The organism is Kribbella sp. NBC_01510 (assembly GCF_045040325.1).
Classification (GTDB): Bacteria; Actinomycetota; Actinomycetes; order Propionibacteriales; family Kribbellaceae; genus Kribbella.
Window position 1 is genome coordinate 4,369,991 of record NZ_CP109418.1, and the last position, 17,919, is coordinate 4,387,909.

At 67.8% G+C, this 17,919-nt stretch carries 22 protein-coding genes; 14 read left to right on the top strand and 8 right to left on the bottom strand.

The genetic code is table 11. The features are described 5' to 3' along the window. Positions 1-10: 10 nt before the first annotated feature. On the bottom strand, positions 11-1,066 hold the full coding sequence (locus tag OG558_RS21800; protein ID WP_405071916.1) for a molybdopterin-dependent oxidoreductase: 1,056 nt from the start codon (positions 1,064-1,066) through the stop codon (positions 11-13). 121 nt (positions 1,067-1,187) lie between these two features. Here OG558_RS21800 and OG558_RS21805 point away from each other — a divergent pair, with 121 nt between their 5' ends. The 5 genes from OG558_RS21805 to OG558_RS21825 all read left to right on the top strand — a co-directional run bounded on the left by OG558_RS21805 (position 1,188) and on the right by OG558_RS21825 (position 6,545). Beyond that, positions 1,188-2,231, top strand: a complete 1,044-nt coding sequence (locus OG558_RS21805; protein ID WP_405071917.1) for a porin PorA family protein — start codon at positions 1,188-1,190, stop codon at positions 2,229-2,231. A 134-nt stretch (positions 2,232-2,365) separates the two neighbouring features. Further along, a complete protein-coding gene (locus OG558_RS21810; protein WP_405071918.1) occupies positions 2,366-3,859 on the top strand; it encodes a patatin-like phospholipase family protein in 1,494 nt (497 codons plus the stop codon). Positions 3,860-3,883: 24 nt separating this feature from the next. After that, entirely contained in the window at positions 3,884-5,533 is a 1,650-nt protein-coding gene (locus OG558_RS21815) for a phospholipase D-like domain-containing protein (protein WP_405071919.1), read from the top strand. Positions 5,534-5,596: 63 nt separating this feature from the next. Then, positions 5,597-5,893, top strand: coding sequence for a putative quinol monooxygenase (locus OG558_RS21820; RefSeq protein ID WP_405071920.1), 297 nt, complete (start codon positions 5,597-5,599; stop codon positions 5,891-5,893). A 301-nt stretch (positions 5,894-6,194) separates the two neighbouring features. Continuing rightward, positions 6,195-6,545, top strand: coding sequence for a hypothetical protein (locus OG558_RS21825; RefSeq protein ID WP_405071921.1), 351 nt, complete (start codon positions 6,195-6,197; stop codon positions 6,543-6,545). Between the two features lie 34 nt (positions 6,546-6,579). Here the strand turns inward: OG558_RS21825 and OG558_RS21830 are convergent, their stop codons facing one another. Beyond that, complete coding sequence (locus OG558_RS21830) at positions 6,580-7,062, bottom strand: MarR family winged helix-turn-helix transcriptional regulator (protein WP_405071923.1); 483 nt, start codon at positions 7,060-7,062, stop codon at positions 6,580-6,582. Between the two features lie 112 nt (positions 7,063-7,174). On the opposite strand from OG558_RS21830, the gene OG558_RS21835 reads away from it, so the two are divergent. Next, positions 7,175-7,576, top strand: a complete 402-nt coding sequence (locus OG558_RS21835; RefSeq protein WP_405071924.1) for a hypothetical protein — start codon at positions 7,175-7,177, stop codon at positions 7,574-7,576. Positions 7,577-7,606: 30 nt separating this feature from the next. Here the strand turns inward: OG558_RS21835 and OG558_RS21840 are convergent, their stop codons facing one another. After that, complete coding sequence (locus OG558_RS21840; protein WP_405071925.1) at positions 7,607-8,485, bottom strand: alpha/beta fold hydrolase; 879 nt, start codon at positions 8,483-8,485, stop codon at positions 7,607-7,609. 88 nt (positions 8,486-8,573) lie between these two features. Between OG558_RS21840 and OG558_RS21845 the strand changes: the two genes are divergently transcribed. The 4 genes from OG558_RS21845 (at position 8,574) to OG558_RS21860 (ending at position 10,795) form a co-directional block, all read left to right on the top strand. Beyond that, positions 8,574-9,014, top strand: a complete 441-nt coding sequence (locus tag OG558_RS21845) for a MarR family winged helix-turn-helix transcriptional regulator (RefSeq protein WP_405071927.1) — start codon at positions 8,574-8,576, stop codon at positions 9,012-9,014. 26 nt (positions 9,015-9,040) lie between these two features. After that, entirely contained in the window at positions 9,041-9,523 is a 483-nt protein-coding gene (locus OG558_RS21850) for a universal stress protein (protein ID WP_405071929.1), read from the top strand. A 221-nt stretch (positions 9,524-9,744) separates the two neighbouring features. After that, positions 9,745-9,942, top strand: coding sequence for a hypothetical protein (locus tag OG558_RS21855; protein WP_405071930.1), 198 nt, complete (start codon positions 9,745-9,747; stop codon positions 9,940-9,942). Positions 9,943-10,096: 154 nt separating this feature from the next. Continuing rightward, complete coding sequence (locus tag OG558_RS21860; RefSeq protein WP_329474809.1) at positions 10,097-10,795, top strand: response regulator transcription factor; 699 nt, start codon at positions 10,097-10,099, stop codon at positions 10,793-10,795. Positions 10,796-10,810: 15 nt separating this feature from the next. Here the strand turns inward: OG558_RS21860 and OG558_RS21865 are convergent, their stop codons facing one another. Then, positions 10,811-11,179, bottom strand: coding sequence for a response regulator (locus OG558_RS21865; RefSeq protein ID WP_329474810.1), 369 nt, complete (start codon positions 11,177-11,179; stop codon positions 10,811-10,813). A gap of 186 nt (positions 11,180-11,365) precedes the next feature. On the opposite strand from OG558_RS21865, the gene OG558_RS21870 reads away from it, so the two are divergent. Together OG558_RS21870 and OG558_RS21875 are read left to right on the top strand one after the other, a co-directional pair. After that, positions 11,366-11,974, top strand: a complete 609-nt coding sequence (locus OG558_RS21870; RefSeq protein ID WP_405071931.1) for a DedA family protein — start codon at positions 11,366-11,368, stop codon at positions 11,972-11,974. A gap of 272 nt (positions 11,975-12,246) precedes the next feature. Then, entirely contained in the window at positions 12,247-13,122 is an 876-nt protein-coding gene (locus tag OG558_RS21875) for an NAD(P)-dependent oxidoreductase (protein ID WP_405071933.1), read from the top strand. Between the two features lie 156 nt (positions 13,123-13,278). Here OG558_RS21875 and OG558_RS21880 read toward each other — a convergent pair whose 3' ends face one another. Both OG558_RS21880 and OG558_RS21885 read right to left on the bottom strand, forming a co-directional pair. Continuing rightward, entirely contained in the window at positions 13,279-13,548 is a 270-nt protein-coding gene (locus tag OG558_RS21880; protein WP_405071934.1) for a hypothetical protein, read from the bottom strand. After that, positions 13,545-13,802, bottom strand: a complete 258-nt coding sequence (locus OG558_RS21885; RefSeq protein WP_405071936.1) for a hypothetical protein — start codon at positions 13,800-13,802, stop codon at positions 13,545-13,547. The genes OG558_RS21880 and OG558_RS21885 overlap by 4 nt, the downstream gene beginning before the upstream one ends. A gap of 704 nt (positions 13,803-14,506) precedes the next feature. Here OG558_RS21885 and OG558_RS21890 point away from each other — a divergent pair. Continuing rightward, the gene (locus OG558_RS21890) at positions 14,507-15,283 is read left to right on the top strand and encodes a phytanoyl-CoA dioxygenase family protein (RefSeq protein WP_405071937.1); all 777 of its coding nucleotides are present in this window, start codon (positions 14,507-14,509) and stop codon (positions 15,281-15,283) included. A gap of 162 nt (positions 15,284-15,445) precedes the next feature. Continuing rightward, on the top strand, positions 15,446-15,868 hold the full coding sequence (locus OG558_RS21895; protein ID WP_405071938.1) for a hypothetical protein: 423 nt from the start codon (positions 15,446-15,448) through the stop codon (positions 15,866-15,868). A gap of 195 nt (positions 15,869-16,063) precedes the next feature. Here OG558_RS21895 and OG558_RS21900 read toward each other — a convergent pair whose 3' ends face one another. Further along, positions 16,064-16,909, bottom strand: coding sequence for an ABC transporter permease (locus OG558_RS21900; RefSeq protein ID WP_405071939.1), 846 nt, complete (start codon positions 16,907-16,909; stop codon positions 16,064-16,066). After that, positions 16,906-17,892, bottom strand: coding sequence for an ATP-binding cassette domain-containing protein (locus OG558_RS21905; protein WP_405071940.1), 987 nt, complete (start codon positions 17,890-17,892; stop codon positions 16,906-16,908). The genes OG558_RS21900 and OG558_RS21905 overlap by 4 nt, the downstream gene beginning before the upstream one ends. Positions 17,893-17,919: the final 27 nt, after the last annotated feature.

Genomic DNA, 17,919 nt, shown 5'->3' on the forward strand with positions numbered 1-17,919 from the left:
CGGACGCATATCACTGCAGCGGGAAGGGGGGCTGCCACCACCACGGCTGGGTGTCGACGACCACGCGGTCCAGCCATTTGACCCACCAGAAGCCCCGGCGACCTTGCGCGACGAGCCGCGCGGGTGCACCATGCCCGATCGACAGCGGCCGGTCGGCGACATGTGTCGCGACGAGCAGGTGTGGTAAGTCCCGCAATGGCAGGCGTCGCGCGTACCCGGAGACGGAGATCGCGACGACGCTCCGTGCGTCTGGCGGGAGCGATGCCGGCAGGAGCCGGTCGAGCCGCACCCCGCGCCAATGCTGGTCGGCATACCAACCGCCCGTGCAGTCGAGCACTACCTCCATCTCGTCGGTGGCCATCGCCACCAGCGCGTCAGCGTCGAGCTCGGCCACCTGCAGACCCGCCACCTCGACACGCAGCCGCCACGTGGCGAGATCGATCTCCGGCACAGTGTCCAGGGCCCACTGAGTGACCGGCATCGCCTGCGGGCGATTCGAGCCGACCTCGTGTGAGCCGGTCGCCCTGCGGTCTTGTCCCGGTAGGGAGAGCCCACGGGCGACACCTTCCACGGCGAGGTACGCCGCAGCCGCACCACCTCCCAGACCGAGCGCGCGGAGCAGTGTGCGCCTGGACAGGTCCGTACGCCGCGGCCGTTGCGGATGCCGGAACACATGCACGACGGCAAACGGCACCGCGAGCACCGCGGCGCCGACGTGCACCTGTATCGGGGTGAGACCTGCGTAGGTCCGGAAGCCGCCGAGGACGTGTACAACGCCCGCGAGGAGCGATATGGCGACGAGAAGCCCGAGGGCGACGCCGTCAGCCGCACGCCAGGAAGCTGACCGGAACGCCCTGCTCCGCCGCACGATGAGCGACTTCCACGGGACAAGCAACACCAGCGCGAGGCCCGCTGCGCCGTGCAGCACGGTGACGATCCGCTCGGGCGTCGTGGTGCCCGTGCCGAACGCGACCCAGCCGGTCCCGAACGCGAGAACGAGCAGCATCAACAGGGCGACGTTGGTACGGCGCCCGGCGCGTCGGCGGACCCCACCCTCCCGGCCCATATCTCAAGTGTGCCCCGTCAACTCCGAAGGTTCTCGCCCACAAGGGATGAACCGGCTTTCTCGCAGAACGATCACCATGGGACTCAGGACGGGCATATCCGTCGGATTCTGGAGGTCCGAGATGCGCCGCTCAGGGTGGCTTCTCATCGGGGTCGGAGTACTGCTGATCGTCAGTGCGGCCCTGCTCAGGTTCGTCGTCGCGCCGAGCGTGACGAGACTGCCGGCTGACACCGACATCACTACGGCGTACAGCGGCAAGGGCACTGTGCTGAACGCCGCGGCACTGCAGTCGGGCGACGTGGCCAACGCGCTCGCGCGAGACATCCCGGTCACTCTCGACCGGCACGTCTACGTCAGCGACGCGAACAGCGACACGGCGATCGTGCACGACGACCTCACACTGAAGGCCGGAACGACGTCCTCGAAGGACAACCACACGTACGCTGTCGACCGGAAGGACCTCACCGAAACCGCCTCCATCAACGGTGTCGAGGTCGAAAAGCACCAGGGGCTGACGGTCAGCCTGCCGGTCGACCCGGAACCGAAGTCCGGCGTCTACACGTATTGGGACACCCCGACGCGGACCGCCGTACCAGTGACGTACGTCGGCACCGAGACGCGTGCAGGTCGCGACACTTACCACTATCGGGCCACCGCGTCCGGCGCATTGGCCAATCCCGCGTTGCTGCAGCAATTGCCCGCCTCGCTTCCGAGGACGCTCGCGCCGAAACTGCTCGCTCTGCTGCCCGCCGAGACTCAGCAGAGGTTGCTCCCGCTCGTGTCGGTGCTGCCGGACCAGGTACCGCTCAGCTACACGGCCACCAGCACATACGACGTCTGGGCAGACGCCGCGTTGGGTGCTCCCCTGGATACGAAGATCAACCGCTCGGTGGTCGCCAACGTGGGGACGGCGGCGGCATCGATTCCGCTGCTCCCGGTACTGACGATCGACGTCGCCGAAGACCAGGCGTCGGTGCAGGATGCGGCGGACAGGGTGGCGAACTCCGACCAGTTGCTCAGCTGGATCGAGGTGTGGGGTCCGATCGTGCTGCTGGTCCTCGGCCTGGTTCTGGTGGCGCTCGGACTGTGGCTGGGCAGGCGCAGGCCCGCACAGCCCGGCGCAGAAAACACTCCGACAGGCGTGGACTCGCCCGCACCAAGCTGACGCGGCGAACAGGTTGACGGCCCGGCGGTGAATCGCACTTCGGGGGTGACGGAGTGTGACGCCGGGCGTACCATCCACTCGAGGGGGCCGGTGGGCGATCCAGGGGTGGGCGCGGTGGCCGGCGTGGGGGAGTCATGGATCAGCTGAACGACGTCCAGGACGCACCGGAGGAGATCCGCTTCGCCGTCGTGCTCAACGGTGGAGTGAGTCTCGCGGTCTGGATGGGCGGTGTGGTGCGCGAGATCGATCGCGCCACCCGCGGCAAGGGCCCGTACGGGCCCTTGCCGCAGTTGCTCGACGTCAAGGCCCGGGCCGATGTCATCGCCGGGACGTCGGCGGGCGGGATCAACGGCGCGGCACTCGCGCTGAGCCAGGCGAACGCGCATGCGGACGTCGGTCTGATGCGCGACCTGTGGTCGGAGCAGGGCCGGATGGAATCGCTGCTGCAGCGGCCTTTCAAGGGATCACCGGCGTCGCTCCTGCGCGGCGACGACTATTTCCTGCCCAAGCTCTACGAAGCGATGAAGCAACTGTGCGCCGGGTGGACACCCACCTCGCTATCGGCCCATCCGATTGAGCTGATCATCACCACGACCCTGCTGCACGGAGCGAGGATCGTCACGGTCGACGCGCTCGGTCAGCAGTTGCCGCAGATGCTGCACGAGGGCACCTTCACCTTCCGGCGCGCCGAGGCCGACGGCGTGCTGACGCCGGTGATTCCACTGGTCGCGTTCGCGGTCGAGGGGTGGCGCAGTGGAGACAGCACCGGGCGGAACCACGCGCTGGCTGTCGCCGGCACGATCGTCGCGCTCGCGCTCGCGTTGATGCTGCTGGGGAGTCTGCCGTCCCAGGTCCGGAGTCCGGTCTCGACCCTGTATCGCGCGCTGGACAGACTGGCGCAGAGATTTCTCGGTGTCGCGGTTTCGGAGCTCCAGACGCCACAGCGGATCCTCTTGCGGCTGCTGGTCGCCGTCGCCTGGATCGTGCTGGTCGTGCTCGCGCTCGCGGTTGCCGCGGCGGCCGTCTACGGCATGGTCCGCCTGGTCGAATGGATCGACGCCAACGCCGTGCAGTGGAAGAACGATCGCCTCTTGCTGATCACCATCGCTGCCGCCTTCGTGATCGTCGGCCTGGCGATCGGCTACTGGACCGGCTGGCGGTTGCGGTCCTGGTCCGAACGGAGCACCGCATCGGGCGGCACGGTGTATCAAGTCAGCGGCGTCACTCACTCCAGCGGCGTCGCGGCCACCTGGTCGGTGATCTACGGAGCCTGCTACGTCATAGTTGCCGTTGGCATCATCTGGTGGTGGCCGGTCCAGCCCAGCTGGGTCTGGCGATCGGCGCTCGCTACCGCTGTGGTGTTCAGCCTGCTCCTGCTGTACGTCGTACCTTTCGCAGTCCTGCTGGGATCGGTCCGGGCCATCCGGCGGCGACTCGTCGCAGACGCTCGCTGTGCGGTGATCGCGTGGCCGGCGAACACCGCGAACGAGTCCGAGGTCGTCGACCTGCTGTGGAGGCTGGACATGCGATTCCGCTGTCTGCTCGCGCTGTCGGGAGGCACACTCGGTCTGACCGGCCGTGGACAGGCATTGCGGCGCCAGGTCGACAGTCTGCTCGCCGAGCAATGACCAACACGATGCGCTGGGGGAGCAATGCGAGGTAGAAGCGGTACGGCGGGATCCCTGCGAGTTCACGCGATCGCCGGCACGCACGTCGTGCTGCTGGGACTCGATCTGCCCAAGGCACGCACCAAGGGGCTTCTCGGTTTCGCCATCGAGCGGTGGGATCCGACTGAGCAGGAGCGCTACTGGCTGCGCGGCATGAAGGTGTTCAAAGAGACGTCGGCCGGGATTCCACCAGGCACCTCCGTCAGTCTGCGCGAGCACCCGGTGCAGTCGTTCCTCTGGGGTGACTACACCGCGAAGCCCGGCCGGCAGTACGAGTACCGGGTGGTCGGGCTCTACGGCAAGCCGAAGAACCTCGTGATCCGCCATGACGTGACCGTGGCCGTCACGACCGAGCGAGTCGACGAAGGCACGCACGCCGTACATTTCAACCGCGGTGTCGCAGGCAGCCAGGCGTACGCCCAGCGCTTCGGTCGCGCGCCGCGACCCGGCGATCGGAGTGATTCGGTCTACGACTGGCTGTCGAGGGGGCTGGAAGAGGCCCTGCTCGCGTTCATCGAGTCGGCCACGGGGCCCGGATTCGCGCTGCGCGGTGCGGTGTACGAGTTCGCGTATCCGCGGGTGCTGGAGGCCCTCGCGAAGGCCGCGGCGCGTGGAGTCGACCTGCGGATCGTGTACGACCGGCGTGGTAAGGCGAGTACCGATCCGGACAGCCCGCGGGTGTGGCAGCAGAGCGAACCGCAGATCGCGGCTGCCGGGCTCACGCCGTACATGATCCCGCGGACGACGAACAGCGCGATCGCGCACAACAAGTTCTTCGTCCTGCTGCACGACGACGTGCCCCAGCAGGTGTGGACCGGATCCACCAACATCACCTGGGGCGGACTCTTCGGTCAGTCGAACGTCGGTCATCTGGTCCGCGACCCTGCGGTAGCCACGCAGTACTTCGACTACTGGCAACGGCTCGCGGTCGATCCGGCGTACAACCGGCTCCGGCCGGCCGACACCGACGCGACTCCCACGCCGGCCACCCCACCGCCCGCCGGGATCGCCCCGATCTTCAGCCCGCGGACCAATCTGGATCTGATCGACTGGTACGCACGGGAGGCTGCCAAAGCCAAGAAGTCGTTCTTCATGACGGCGGCCTTCGGTCTGCACGACAAGATCGCCGGGGCGATCGCGCCCGAGTCCGACGTCATGCGGTATCTCGTGCTCGAACGCGCACCCGGCGACGACGAGGTGACCTTCGAGACCGACCATGACGTCAAGGTCGCGGTCGGCTCGTTCCTGCGGACCGCGATCCTGGACCGCTGGGTCCGGGAGCAGCTCACGGGCCTCAACCCGCGGGTCCGGTACAGCCACACCAAATTCATGCTGATCGATCCGCTCGGCGACACCCCGCTCGTCATCAGCGGATCGGGGAACTTCAGCAACCCGTCGGTGAACGAGAACGACGAGAACATGCTGGTGATCCAGGGCGACCAGCGGGTGGCCGACATCTACCTCGGCGAGTTCATGCGGATCTTCAACCACTACTACTTCCGCTACCTCGTACAGAAGCTGCGAGGGGCGGACGACGCGGCAGCGACGGCGTACCTGACGCCGGACGACAGTTGGGTCGACCGGTACTTCGACAAGACCACTCCCAGCTACCGCCAGCGACTGCTGTTCCGGTGATCGACGTCGAGGGACGCCGGGCGCAGTACGGTCGGTGGAAGGAACTCACGAGAGGACACTGAGATGAGCATCGACCGGGGACTGTTGGCGACGTTGGAGGCCAAGCCGGGCAAGGAGGAGGAACTGCGCGCGTTCCTCGAGGCGGGGCGCGAGCTCGCGGCCGCCGAGGAGGGGACGGTCACCTGGTACGCGTTCCGCCTCGGGCCGACGACGTTCGGGATCTTCGACACGTTCGCCGACGAGGACGGCCGGCAGGCCCACCTCAACGGCGAGATCCCGGCCGCCCTCGGCCAGGTCGGCCCCGACCTCCTGGCCGCCGACCCGGACATCCGGACAATCGACGTCATCGCGGTCAAGTAACGCAGACCAATCACCTGACGACAGAGCGCGCCCGATCGCCCGCTGGATGGATCGCCTGGGCCGGCTGAAGTTGGGTGGTGGACCCCATGGAGGAGGGGTGGTTGCACAGCAAGACTGATGTCCTGGATGGCCGTCCGGTTGTGGGCGGTCAGGGAGGTCAGGGTGAGCAGTGTCGAGGCGGTCGGTCAGGTCGGTCAGGGCGAAGCGATGCGGGCGCGCGACATAGCTGTCGGCCTGCCCACGGTGACGGTGCTGGATCCGGTGGTGAAGGCCGTCCGCTTGATGGCGGTCGCTCCAGACCGTGCTCGCGGTTCTGCTCTCTCTGATCGTGGTCTCGACGTTGTTGCTGGCCGCAACGTCAGGACCGATACCGATGGGTGTGGTCCTTGGACTCGGGGGACTCGGGGGACTCGCGGTCGCACCCGCCGTCGCTGCCTACACCACACTGGCCAACTCGGCCGTTCCCGCCGATGTCCGTGGTGAGGCGAACACCTGGCTGGTCGCGATTCCCGCGGCTGCGCAGGCGGTGGGTTCATGGATCGCCGGTCTCCTGGTCGCCCGCTTTCACGGCTCGCAGGCGGCTTTCCTTGTCGCCGGTGCGGTCACGGCGACATCTTTGGTCTGGCTCCGCAGGGTCGACCGCATCCGCTGACGCCACGTGGCTGTTTGCGGCTGCGCGGTCCCGGTCAGCGCATCGGCTCTTCGGGGATATCGGTTCGTCGGTTGTGGTGGTCCGACAGCTTGGACAGCAGCTCGATCAGCCGCTGGCGCTCCTCGGGTGACAGCGGAGCCAGCAGTTCGTCCTGGGACTCGGCCAGCCGCTTGTCCAGCCGCCGTAGCTGTCGCTTGCCGGCGGCGGTCAGCGAGATGATGTTGCGCCGCCCGTCGAAGGGGTCCGGGGCGCGCTCGACCAGTCCGCGATCGGCGAGCTCGTTGATCGTCGCGACCATGTCGCTCAGGTGGATGCCACTACGGCGGCCCAGTGCGGCCTGGCTGGCCGGGCCGAAATCCTCCAGCGTCGCCAGCAGGCGGTAGTGGTAGCCGCGGGCGCCGACGGACGAGAACCCATCGCCCACCAGACGGTGCGCGTGCTGGGCGGTCTGGCCGAGCAGCCAGCTGGGCAGGCCCTCCCAGCGGGTGGGCGTCTCCTCCTCGGATGGTTTCTCCATGTGACCAGTCTAACGAATCGTTAGACGGACCAACGATGATGGTATCGTTTGGGCGATAAACGTTAGTCGCCTGAACGTTTGGGCGCCGAATGAATCCGCCGGAGTTGACACCATGATCAAGCCGTTCCGCATCGACATCCCCCAGGCCGACCTCGACGACCTGACCGACCCGGTCAGCGACGATCAAATGCTCACCGACATCTCGCTGTACTGGCTGACCGGCACCGCGGCCTCCTCGGGCCGGTTCCATCACGACGCCCCGCGGGGGAGCCAGCTGTCGTGCCGGGCGCCGCTCGGCGTGGCGGTGTTCGCCCATGACATCACCCAGTCGGTACGACCGCTGGCCGAGCGGCTGTACGACATCAGGCACTGGTCGGAGTTCGAGCGCGGCGGCCACTTCGCCGCGATGGAGGTGCCGGACCTGCTCGCCGAGGACGTCCGGGACTTCTTCCTGATGGCATCGGAACACGACTGGACGGGCTCAGGTTCCGCCCGGCAGGCTGCTGGGCGATGACAAGCGGCGAAACTCGTCTGTGCCTTCGACTCAGCGAGCGTTGTCGGTCAGGATGGCGAAGAGGTCGTCCGGGGCTTCGTCGTACACGGCATGAGCCACCGCCAGTTCGTGGACCTCCCACGCGGGGGCGGTGCGTAGCCGCTCGTACTGTTCGTGGAATGGGGTTGCTGCCCACCCGGATGCGTAGATGAACGTTCGTCGCGCGACTCGATCGATGCCGTCTCCGAGGCGAAGCCGCTGGAGGAACGAGGCGACAGGATGCGGTCGCCTCCTCGGGTCCTTCCCGGCTCCGGGAGCAACCGTGCGGCCGTCCGCCCTTACCCCGGCGATGGCCCGGTTCCGGTAGTGGTCGTTGACCCGGTCCCACCAAGAGTCGCCGTCAGCCGGCACGATCGCGTCGCAGAACACCAGCCGATCGATGGGGCGCGTGGATCGGTCCGCGGCACCGGCAGCCACCAGCCCCGCATAGCTATGGGCGCACAACGTGATCGGCCCCGGGCCACAGGCATCCAACACGGTGAGCACTCGATCGATGTGGGTGTCCAGGTTCGCCCCAGCACTGGCCGGCGACGGGTCCGGCTCCAGGCCGTCCAGCGTGACGGCAACGGCCTGATGGCCGGCTTCTCGAAGCCTGGCCACGATGCCGTCCCACGCCCACGCCCCGTGCCAAGCTCCAGGCACTAGGACAAAAGTTCTCAGCTGATCTTCTACGCTCATAGGACAAGCCTTCGCTCGCCCATCGGTGGCCGTCCACCGCTGGACAGCCATGTTGTGCCTGTTCGACGCCAACCTCTCACTCGCCAACAGCGGGTCACATCGCGATCCTGTAGCCCACGGGCGGCAGGCACCACATGGGATCCCATAGTGGCGATCTTGTCCTGGCCCAGCCGGAGACGGCGCGCCCGGCATCCCGACGGCGAGCGCATCGAGGCCTCGATAGCCAAGTCGCGCAAGGTTTTCATTAACGCATCTATATAGTTCCGTCTATACTTAGACCGTGGCCCAACAGAGCTCGATCCTCGGCGAGACGCTTTTCGCGCTGGCCGGCATCGCGATCCGGCGCCGCGACCGGACGCTGGGGCTGACCGCCGCCTCGACGTTGGTCACCCTGGAGCGCACCGGTGCGCGGCGATTGACGGACCTTGCCGTGAACGAGGATGTGACCCAGCCGTCGATGACCGCACTGGTGACCCAACTGGAAAAGCTCGGCCTCGCCGAACGCCGCCGTGATCCTGCCGATGCCCGAGTGGTCCTGGTCGCGATCACCCGGGCGGGGCGACAACACCTTCGCGGTATGCGCCGGGCCGGCGCGGCGATGCTCACGGGGTTGATCGACGAGCTCGACGAACAGGACGCCGGCGCACTCACGGCGGCATTGCCGGCGCTGCTCCGCCTGGCCGAACTTGCTGCCGAGAATCAGAACAGCCGTACGGACTGACATCCGTTGCCGATGAGGTGATCACAATGACCGAAGACCCCGCCGTTGCGCCGACACAGAGTCCGGCGAACCAGGCAGATCCTGCGGCACCAGTCATCGTCGCAGGAGTCGATGGTTCGCCGACCAGTTGGGACGCATTCTCCTGGGCAGCCGGGGAAGCGCTGCGCTCCAACGGCCGACTCATCGTCGTCTACGTCATGCCTTTCACCGAACCCGCGGCCGCTCTCGCTGTGCCGTACGACTACGCCGGCCTCGAGAACACCAGACAAGCGATCGCCGGCGAGCTCGAAGACGAAGCAGTGCGCCGTGCCGACGACCTCGGCATCTCGGTCAGCTTTGTCAGCGCGTACGGCAACGCCACCGAGACCCTGGCTGACATCGCGCGCAGCGTCAACGCCAAACTCGTCGTGGTCGGCCGGTCCGCGAAGAGGTGGCATCAGGTCGCCGGGTCCCTCAGCCATCGCCTGATCTGCCGAAAGGACGCACCTGTCGTGGTTGTCGTACCCTGACCGCGGCAGTCGAGAACGAGCGCCGCGCCCTGCCGCTGTCCCGACGTGCCGGGAGTGGCGGTACCCGGCAGCAAACCCTCGGGATTCCGGCATTGCCAGGGCCAAGCAGTTGCGGCGAGCCGACGGCGTGGGCTCACAACGACCGCGTCCTGCCCGATGAGGCGCACCGGAGGCGGTGCCAGCCGCGTGGTGGAGATGATGCTGGAGGCAACGATCCGGCAATGGAGCGCGCAGACTGGCTGGGCGGTGCGTTCGATCCCACCCAGGCTCGATTTCTGATGATCACGGCGATCACGCATCACCGGTTCGCCTCGCAGATCTGGGGAGACGACGAGGTTCGCAAGCTGCACGCCGAGCTGGCGGAGATCGAGCTCATGGCGGCACGCCTGCTCGCGCACCTGCAGGTCAGCGCTGAGTGATCGGGAGGATCACGCTGCGTGGCGGCGGGTCGCGCCGTGGACTCGTACGCTGTAAGGCCGGCGGTCGCGGGCGATGCTTCCTCTCGTCAGCAAGCAGACGGGCTTCCGGCTCGCAGGTAGCGGGAGCGGCCAGGCCCCGGGGATACTCGTTGACATGCCGACTGAGCCGTCCGACCAGCGCACACAGAGCGACGAAGGTAGGGCTGTGTCGCGCGTGCTGCTGGCTGAGGACGATGTCCTCCTCCGCGCCGGCCTGGCCGGCCTGCTGGAGCGGTCGGGGTTCGACGTGGTCGGGCAGACCGGCGACAGCGCGTGGATCCTTCCGCTCGTGCGCGACCTGAAGCCCGATCTGGTCGTGATGGACATCCGGATGCCGCCGACCAACACCACCGAGGGACTGGACGCCGCGCGGGAGATCCGCAAACAGCTCCCGGAGATCGGCATTCTGCTGCTCTCGGCCCACGCCGAGGTCGAGCATGCGATGGAGTTGCTGGCCACCGGTCAGCGGATCGGCTACCTGCTGAAGAGCCGGGTGACGGATGTGGACGAGTTCGTCGAGACGCTGGAGCGGATCATCAGGGGTGGTTCGGTGATGGATCCCGCGCTGGTGCAGGAGCTGGTAGGAGCGCGGCGGCGTAACGACCCACTGGCCGGGCTGAGCCAGCGGGAGCACGAGGTACTCGCGCTGATGGCCGAGGGACGTTCGAACGCCGGCATCGCGCGACGGTTGTGGGTGACGGAGGGGACTGTGGAGAAGCACGTCCGGCACATCCTGGCCAAGCTGAGCCTGCCGGAGGCCGACGACGACCACCGCCGGGTGCTCGCGGTGGTCACCTTCCTCGAATCCCGCTGACCGGGCCGGCCACAGTCAAGCCGGCAGCCCGAGCAGATCGCGGATGGCGGGAGCGGACAGCCTCGTCTTGGGCAAGAACCCGGCGACCGGGCTGGCCGAGATCAGCTCCGCGTAGTCCTCCTCGGCGTGGGTGGAGACCAGGATCACCGTCGCCGGCGCCAAGTCGGTCTCGCGGGTCAGCCGCCGTACGACGTCGAAGCCGCTCTCCCCGCCGAGGTCGATGTCGACCAGGGTGACGTCCGGTCCGAGTTCCGTGGCGCGCCGTACCGCGTCGTCCCCGTTCGACGCCACGGCCGCGACCACCATGCCCTCGCGCTCCAGCAGACCGCGTGCAGCCGCCAGGAAATGACGGCTGTCATCAACGATCAAGCAGCGCAACTCCATGGGTTCAGCATGCCAACCGACCGGCTCACGGACAATCCGGCTAGCTGGACCCACAAGTAGCGCCCGGGTTCCTGCTGTCGTGACCCCGGTCTTGGCGCTGGCGGTAAGGAGAACAGCGGGACCGGCTGGCACCGTGGTTGGTGTGCGGCACTCGATCAGCCGGCGTCGGCTCAGGACCACCTGACGATGCTCGGATACCTGCAGCAGCTCGGCGGACAGCTCGGGGCGTGGTTCTACGTCATCGCCGGCGGTCTCGCCTGTGCCGAGGCCGCGGTCATGCTCGGGCTGGTTCTTCCCGGCGAGACGGCCTTGGTGGTGGCCGGATTCGCCGCCCACCAGGGCTGGATCTCCTTGTGGCCGATGGTGGCGGTCGCGATCGGCTCGGCGGCCCTCGGCGACAGCGTGGGCTATGAGGTCGGGCGTCGCCTCGGACCGACGCTGCGATCGTCCCGGTTGGGTCGCCGGGTCGGCGACGATCGATGGCGGCGAACCGATGACTTCCTTCGGCGGCACGGCGGACGGGCCGTGCTGCTCGGCCGATTCACCGCCGGCCTGCGAGCACTGACACCGGGCATGGCCGGCATGGCACGGATGCCGTACCTGCGTACGTTCCTGCCGTGGAATGTGGCCGGCGCCGTCGTCTGGGGTGCGGGCTGCGTGCTGCTCGGCTACGTCTTCTCCGCCTCGCTGACGACGCTGGACCACGCTCTCACCTCTGTGCCCCTCGTGCTGATCGCTGTGGCCGCGGCCGTCTTCGTCCTTCTCCGCATCCGAAAGAGGCACCGGGTCCGTTGAACACCGTGATGTACCGCCAGCCGGTACGGCGACTGGGACGGGCGGAAGGGAAGACTCGCCGGCAATGGTCGAAAGGGCCGATGGTGGTGTCGACGCTCCTGCTCTCCGTGGCAGCCCGGTTACGCGACGGTGGACCGGATCAGCGCGCAGAGCTTCCTCGATGGCAAGCTCGACTTGATCGGCTTCCACCACGTCTACTCGGTGATCACTCCCGCAGCGTGATCCGAGGCAGTACCCGACAGAACCCGGAAGGCATGTGAGAGGAGTACACAATGGCGAAGCTGGCATTCATCGGTCTCGGTCTGATGGGCACACCCATGGCCACTCGGTTGCTCGAGGCCGGTCATGACGTGACCGTATGGAACAGGACCGCTGCGAAGACCAAACCGCTGACCGACCACGGCGCTACGGCCGCATCGACGCCGATGGAGGCGATCGCGGGTGCCGATGCCGCGATCACCATGGTGACCAACGCGGACGCGCTCGAGCAGGTCGTGTTCGGCGAGAACGGACTGGCCGCGGCGCTGGCACCAGGGCAGTTGCTCATCGACATGTCGACGGTGGGTCCCGACGCGGTGCGCTCGGTCGCATCCCGCCTGCCAGCCGGCGTCGCCATGGTCGACGCACCCGTGCGGGGCAGCGTTCCCCAGGCCACTACCGGTCGGCTGGCCATCTACGTCGGCGCGGATCCTTCCGAATTCCAGCGCGTGGAGCCGATCCTCACGCCACTCGGCACGCTGCACCACGTCGGCGGGCTGGGAGCAGGCGCGGCCACCAAGGTCGTCGTGAACTCCACGCTCGGCGCGGCCATCGCCGCCTTCGGCGAAGCCCTTGCCCTCGGCGACGACTTCGGGCTGGAGCGTTCCGTCGTACTCGACGTACTGTGTGACACCCCGATCGCGGGCACCGTCGTGGCCAAACGCGCCAACGTCGAATCCGGCACCTACCCTGCCAACTTCAAGCTCAGCCTGGCTCTCAAGGATCTCAACCTGGTCGTCGAGATCGCCGAGCAGAACGGCCGGCGGCTGGAGGTGGCGGCGGCGTCCCGTGACTGGCTCGAGGAGGCGGCCGTGGCCGGCGCGGCCGACCTCGACTATTCGGCGGTGATCCCCACGATCACCTCGGACGCGGGACGACGTCCGGTGTGACCACAGCCGCGAAGAGCAGCATCGATGTGGTGTGGCACGGGGTCGGACATTCAGCCGGCGTTGCCGGTCACGCCGGCGACCGTCGGTGGTGCCGGACGAGGTCGACGATGGCAGCACCGGTGAGAGCGCTGGTCAGCACGAACGCTGCCAGGGCGGTCATGAACATCCGGCGCCGGCCCGGTGCGTCGCCGAGCCGACCGGCCGGTACGAGCGCCAGCCCGAAGCTGAGCGCGCGTACCCGGACACCACCCACTGCGCGGTTCCGGCCGAGACACCGAGCCCTCGTTCGATGGACGGCAGCGCCACGTTGACGATGCTGACGTCGAGTAGTGCCATGAACGCGGCGAGCTGAGTGACCGCCAACGTCCGCCAGCGCAGCGGATGGCCGGTCGGCGGCGATGCGGCCATCGCGTCCACGGCGCTCATGCGGTCGGCTGCCGATAGGGGATGCCGTACGGCGCGAACACCTCGTGCAGCAGGCGGTCGCTCTCCTCGTCGTACCGCACTGTATAGACAGCGGCCCGGCGGAGTTGCTGGATGGTCAGCGCGACGCCCGCCTTGGACGCCACGTGCATCTCGACCGACCGGTGGATCGCTATGGCGGACGGCATCACGGACCCCTGGCGCTCGGACTGCCAGATCTTCAGCCAGACCGGCCGTGTCGTTGCCTCAGACGTCATCCCTGACCGCCCCTCGGGCGACGGCAATCTGATGAAGTGCCGAGCTGAAGGCCAACCCGGCGCGAAGTTTCGGTCCGCTTGTCCACGGTGACCAGGATTGGCCTTCGGGTGGCCCGCCGGCATCGCCGCCAGCGGCAATTCGGAGTGCTGGCCAAGAGGGGGTCCGCATCCCTGCTAGCTGGGTGGCCTGGCTACCCTCCTTCCCGGCAAAGGGCTAGCGTCGCCTTGTGAACGCGCCGGACTCTGGAGCTGGCGCGGATCGCGCCCCAGATCCGCGGACAGGTCGTGATCCGCAAAGTCCGGCGCGGTTTCGTCAACGAGTTCTGAGTTGGTGCCAATCTGAGTGAGTTGGATGTTTATCGGTATACGACTGGCGTCAGAATTGGATCGTGACCGCAACCATCCACCTCGTGCACGGCCTGGCGAGCCGCATGCCGGCGGACTGCCATGAGCTCCGCTCGCACCTGCACGAGGTTCAGGCGGAACCTCAGGACCCCATCGCCTTGCCCCGTTTCCGGCGATGGTCGCGTGCCCTGAGGATCTGAGCACCTCAGCGAACACTGACAGCCACCATCCGTGGGTTGCCTGGAGATGGTGGCTGCTGCGCTGACCACCACCCGATTTGGTGATCCGTCCGGCTCCCTGGTCGCTGCGATGCCAGATCCGAGAAGCCGTTCCAACAACATGAAGAAGAGGACACAGTGATGCTCGATCCCGTCGTCGACAAAGGTCAGCTGACCGAGACTGACCGCTTCATCTTCGAGTCGTGGGGCTACTTCATGATTCCCAACGTCTTGACCAACGAGGAGGCCGCGGAGGCGTACGACGTTTCGCGGCGTCTGCACCAGACGCGCGACCGCGAGTTCGGGCAGATCGGCCGGACCTACGAGAGCGAGCCGGTTCTCGAGCGGCTCATAGATCATCCTGACGTCCTTCCGAAGGTGCAGGGTCTGCTCGGCGACCGATTCGTGCTGCAGGCCGGCTGGAACACCATGCAGCCGGCGCACGCGGGGAACGGCCGTTGGCACCAGGACGGATCGTCCGCCTTCGACTTCAAGGACCTGGGATTCCCGGTTCCCCTGCTTCAGCTCCGCGTGTCGTATCTGCTCACCGATCAGACCGTGCCCGGCATGGGCAACATGGAGCTGATTCCCGGCAGCCACCGCTCGCGAGTCGGTCTACCTGACGCAATCCGTGAGCGCAACGACGACATCGCGATCGGCCATGTCGTGTGCGCCGAGGCCGGGGCTGCTCTGGTGTTCCACAACGGCGTCTGGCATCGATCCTTCCGCCACGATGGCGACTACGACCGCTTTACAACGCACTACGTCTACAGCCCACCGTGGGTCCGCATGGCCGACCGGTTCAGCAACGACCCCGAGTTCCTCGAGCGCACCACGCCCCTGAGGCGCGCACTGATGGGGGAGTTCGCCAGGCCGGACGCCCCGTTCGGCGCCAACTACGACCCGCTGCCGATCTGACGCACGAACTCGCTTCCCCGCGGCACCGGCCTTTCGCTGAGTTGGGAGGCCGGTGCCTGGTGTCCGATTCGACCTGACCCGCAACCAGTCAACCCAGCAGGTGACATAGGCGTCAACGACGATCTGCGTGCCCTCCGCCGCGCATCGAGGGGATAACGTCCAATGCCGAAGCACGCTTGGCCGAAACGCAGCCTGGTCGGAACCGCCGCCCGCGCCACCGACGGCGACCGTCGACTGGGGGTTCGGACGTGTCTGTCTCCTCTTGTCGACTTCACGTGCAGCCAGTGGGACAGCGCAAGTTCGGCCGCCGAACGCTCCTACGGTGACCTCCGTCGCTACCTCTGGACGGCGTACGCCGAACATCGTTCGGTGCCGCTGCCGAGTTGGGAGCAGGTCCACCTCGCTCTGACCACGTTCGACGTCGTTGCGCTGTCACCCGAGACAAAGACCCACTACTACTGGCAGAAGAGCGCCGAGTGGCAAGCCGCTCGACGGGCTGCGCGCGAGACTGCTTGCTGGCGCAGCTCAAGTAGCGGGCGCTCCGGCACTCGATCAGCCATGCTCGGCAGCCGATTCGGCACTTGACTTGTTCAGTGAAGGACCCCGTCCCACTTCAACTCGAAGCGGGACCCGCCGGGCATGCCGTGGGGCCCGGGGAGTTGCTCCACCGCCCGGGCGAGCTCCAGCCCTACCGGGCCGCTCAGGGCAGACGCCAGCCTGGCCCCCCGTCCAGTGTTGCCTGAGGCAATGGCTGCACGCCGCCCGGACGGCTGGGCTGTGTCAGCCGGCGGTGGTGTGGCGGTAGCGCAGGACCGCGATGGGCACGGTGATCACGAGCAGCCCGATGATCCAGGCGAGCGCCTGCCACACGTGCGTGGCGGTCGGACCGCCGAGCACCAGAGCGCGCAGCGCGTCGACCGTGACCGTGATCGGGTTGACCTTCGCAAACGCCTGCAACCAACCAGGCATCGTGGCGACCGGAACGAACGTGGAGCTGGTGAACACCAAAACGATGACCGGCATCAAACCAGCCAGCCCCGCCGTTTCTGCGTCGTGAACCAGCAGCCCGACCAGGGCGTTGATCCACGAGAACGCGACGCCGATCAGCACCGCCAGCCCGATCGCCGCCGCGGCGGCCGCGGCGCCGGCATGGAACCGGAACCCGATCGCGTAACCGACTCCGGTCATCAGCAGCAGGACGAACAGGTTCCGGACGGCGTCGGCGACGGTGCGGCCGGCCAGCACCGCGGACCGTGTCATGGGGAGTGCACGGAAGCGGTCGATCATGCCGGTGGCAAGGTCGTCGGCGATCGCGACACCGGTCTGGGAGGCGCCGAACGCGATCGAGAGCACGAAGATCCCCGGCAGCAGGAAGTCGACGTACTTGTCCACGCCCGGTGGATGGATGGCGCCGCCGAACACGTGGGTGAACAGCAGCACGAAGAGCACGGGCTGCACGGTGGCGAAGGCGATCAGGGTCGGCACCCGGATCAACCGGCGCAGATTCCGGCCCGTGATCGCCGACACGTCACCCAGCAACCAGCGCAGACCGCGCGGCCGGTCCAGCGACCGCACCGCGCCCGGCTCGACGGATTCCGCGACCGGGGCGTCGTTCCTGGTTGTCATCGCGCGCCCCCGCTCTGGGCGAGATCCGAGCCGGCCCCAGCTCTCGCCGACTGCCCGGTCAGCGCCAGGAACACGTCGTCGAGCGACGGTCGGCGCAGCGCCACGTCGGTTACCCGCACTCCCGCCGCGGCCAGTCGGGTCAGCGCGTCGCCCAGGACCCCTGGACCGTCGGCGACCGGCAGCACCACCGTCGATTCGTCGCGATCGACGACCGGTGGACCGGAGCCGAGGTCGGTGACGGCTGCCGCCACCGCGGCCGGGTCGACGCCGGGCGCGGCCTGCAGCTCGAGGCGGTCGCCGCCGACCTGGGCCTTGAGCTCGTCGGAGGTTCCGGTCGCGATGACCCGGCCGGTGTCGATCACCACGATGCCGTCAGCCAGCCGGTCGGCCTCCTCCAGGTACTGCGTGGTGAGCAGCACCGTCGTGCCCTGCGCCGTCAATGCCGCGATCGTCTGCCACAGCCCGATCCGGCCCCGCGGATCCAGGCCGGTGGTCGGTTCGTCCAGGAACAGCACCGGCGGCCGTGCGACCAGGCTGGCCGCGACGTCGAGGCGCCGCCGCATGCCACCGGAATAGCCACGAAGGATCCGATCCGCGGCGGCGGTCAAGTCGAAGGTGTCGAGCAGTTCGCCGGCCCGGCGGCGGTCGGCGGCCCGGTTCAAACCGGACAGCCGTCCGATCAGCTGCAGGTTCTCCCGGCCGGTCAGATACGGATCGACCGCGGCGTACTGGCCCGACAACCCGATGAGCCGCCGCACCGCGGCCGCCTGCCGGACCACATCCATCCCCGCTACAGTCGCCCGGCCGGTGTCGGGGCGCAGCAGCGTCGTCAGAATCCGGACCACGGTGGTCTTACCCGCCCCGTTCGGGCCGAGCAGCCCCAGCACCGCGCCGGCCGGAACCTCGAAGTCGACACCGCGCAGCGCCTCGACTGCGCCGAACCGCTTCACGAGTCCCTCGGCCACGATCACCGGATCGCTCATCACACCCACCGCCATAGCTAGGATTAC

Bases quoted from the DNA above. Each gene is read 5' to 3' on its own strand.
- OG558_RS21800 (WP_405071916.1), bottom strand. From the start codon at position 1,066: ATGGGCCGGGAGGGTGGGGTCCGCCGACGCGCCGGGCGCCGTACCAAC.
- OG558_RS21890 (WP_405071937.1), top strand. From the start codon at position 14,507: ATGCTCGATCCCGTCGTCGACAAAGGTCAGCTGACCGAGACTGACCGC.
- OG558_RS21905 (WP_405071940.1), bottom strand. From the start codon at position 17,892: ATGAGCGATCCGGTGATCGTGGCCGAGGGACTCGTGAAGCGGTTCGGC.
- OG558_RS21885 (WP_405071936.1), bottom strand. From the start codon at position 13,802: ATGACGTCTGAGGCAACGACACGGCCGGTCTGGCTGAAGATCTGGCAG.
- OG558_RS21855 (WP_405071930.1), top strand. From the start codon at position 9,745: ATGGAGCGCGCAGACTGGCTGGGCGGTGCGTTCGATCCCACCCAGGCT.
- OG558_RS21875 (WP_405071933.1), top strand. From the start codon at position 12,247: ATGGCGAAGCTGGCATTCATCGGTCTCGGTCTGATGGGCACACCCATG.
- OG558_RS21850 (WP_405071929.1), top strand. From the start codon at position 9,041: ATGACCGAAGACCCCGCCGTTGCGCCGACACAGAGTCCGGCGAACCAG.
- OG558_RS21805 (WP_405071917.1), top strand. From the start codon at position 1,188: ATGCGCCGCTCAGGGTGGCTTCTCATCGGGGTCGGAGTACTGCTGATC.
- OG558_RS21820 (WP_405071920.1), top strand. From the start codon at position 5,597: ATGAGCATCGACCGGGGACTGTTGGCGACGTTGGAGGCCAAGCCGGGC.
- OG558_RS21865 (WP_329474810.1), bottom strand. From the start codon at position 11,179: ATGGAGTTGCGCTGCTTGATCGTTGATGACAGCCGTCATTTCCTGGCG.
- OG558_RS21900 (WP_405071939.1), bottom strand. From the start codon at position 16,909: ATGACAACCAGGAACGACGCCCCGGTCGCGGAATCCGTCGAGCCGGGC.
- OG558_RS21810 (WP_405071918.1), top strand. From the start codon at position 2,366: ATGGATCAGCTGAACGACGTCCAGGACGCACCGGAGGAGATCCGCTTC.
- OG558_RS21880 (WP_405071934.1), bottom strand. From the start codon at position 13,548: ATGAGCGCCGTGGACGCGATGGCCGCATCGCCGCCGACCGGCCATCCG.
- OG558_RS21895 (WP_405071938.1), top strand. From the start codon at position 15,446: ATGCCGAAGCACGCTTGGCCGAAACGCAGCCTGGTCGGAACCGCCGCC.
- OG558_RS21860 (WP_329474809.1), top strand. From the start codon at position 10,097: ATGCCGACTGAGCCGTCCGACCAGCGCACACAGAGCGACGAAGGTAGG.
- OG558_RS21815 (WP_405071919.1), top strand. From the start codon at position 3,884: ATGCGAGGTAGAAGCGGTACGGCGGGATCCCTGCGAGTTCACGCGATC.
- OG558_RS21835 (WP_405071924.1), top strand. From the start codon at position 7,175: ATGATCAAGCCGTTCCGCATCGACATCCCCCAGGCCGACCTCGACGAC.
- OG558_RS21870 (WP_405071931.1), top strand. From the start codon at position 11,366: ATGCTCGGATACCTGCAGCAGCTCGGCGGACAGCTCGGGGCGTGGTTC.
- OG558_RS21830 (WP_405071923.1), bottom strand. From the start codon at position 7,062: ATGGAGAAACCATCCGAGGAGGAGACGCCCACCCGCTGGGAGGGCCTG.
- OG558_RS21840 (WP_405071925.1), bottom strand. From the start codon at position 8,485: ATGCCGGGCGCGCCGTCTCCGGCTGGGCCAGGACAAGATCGCCACTAT.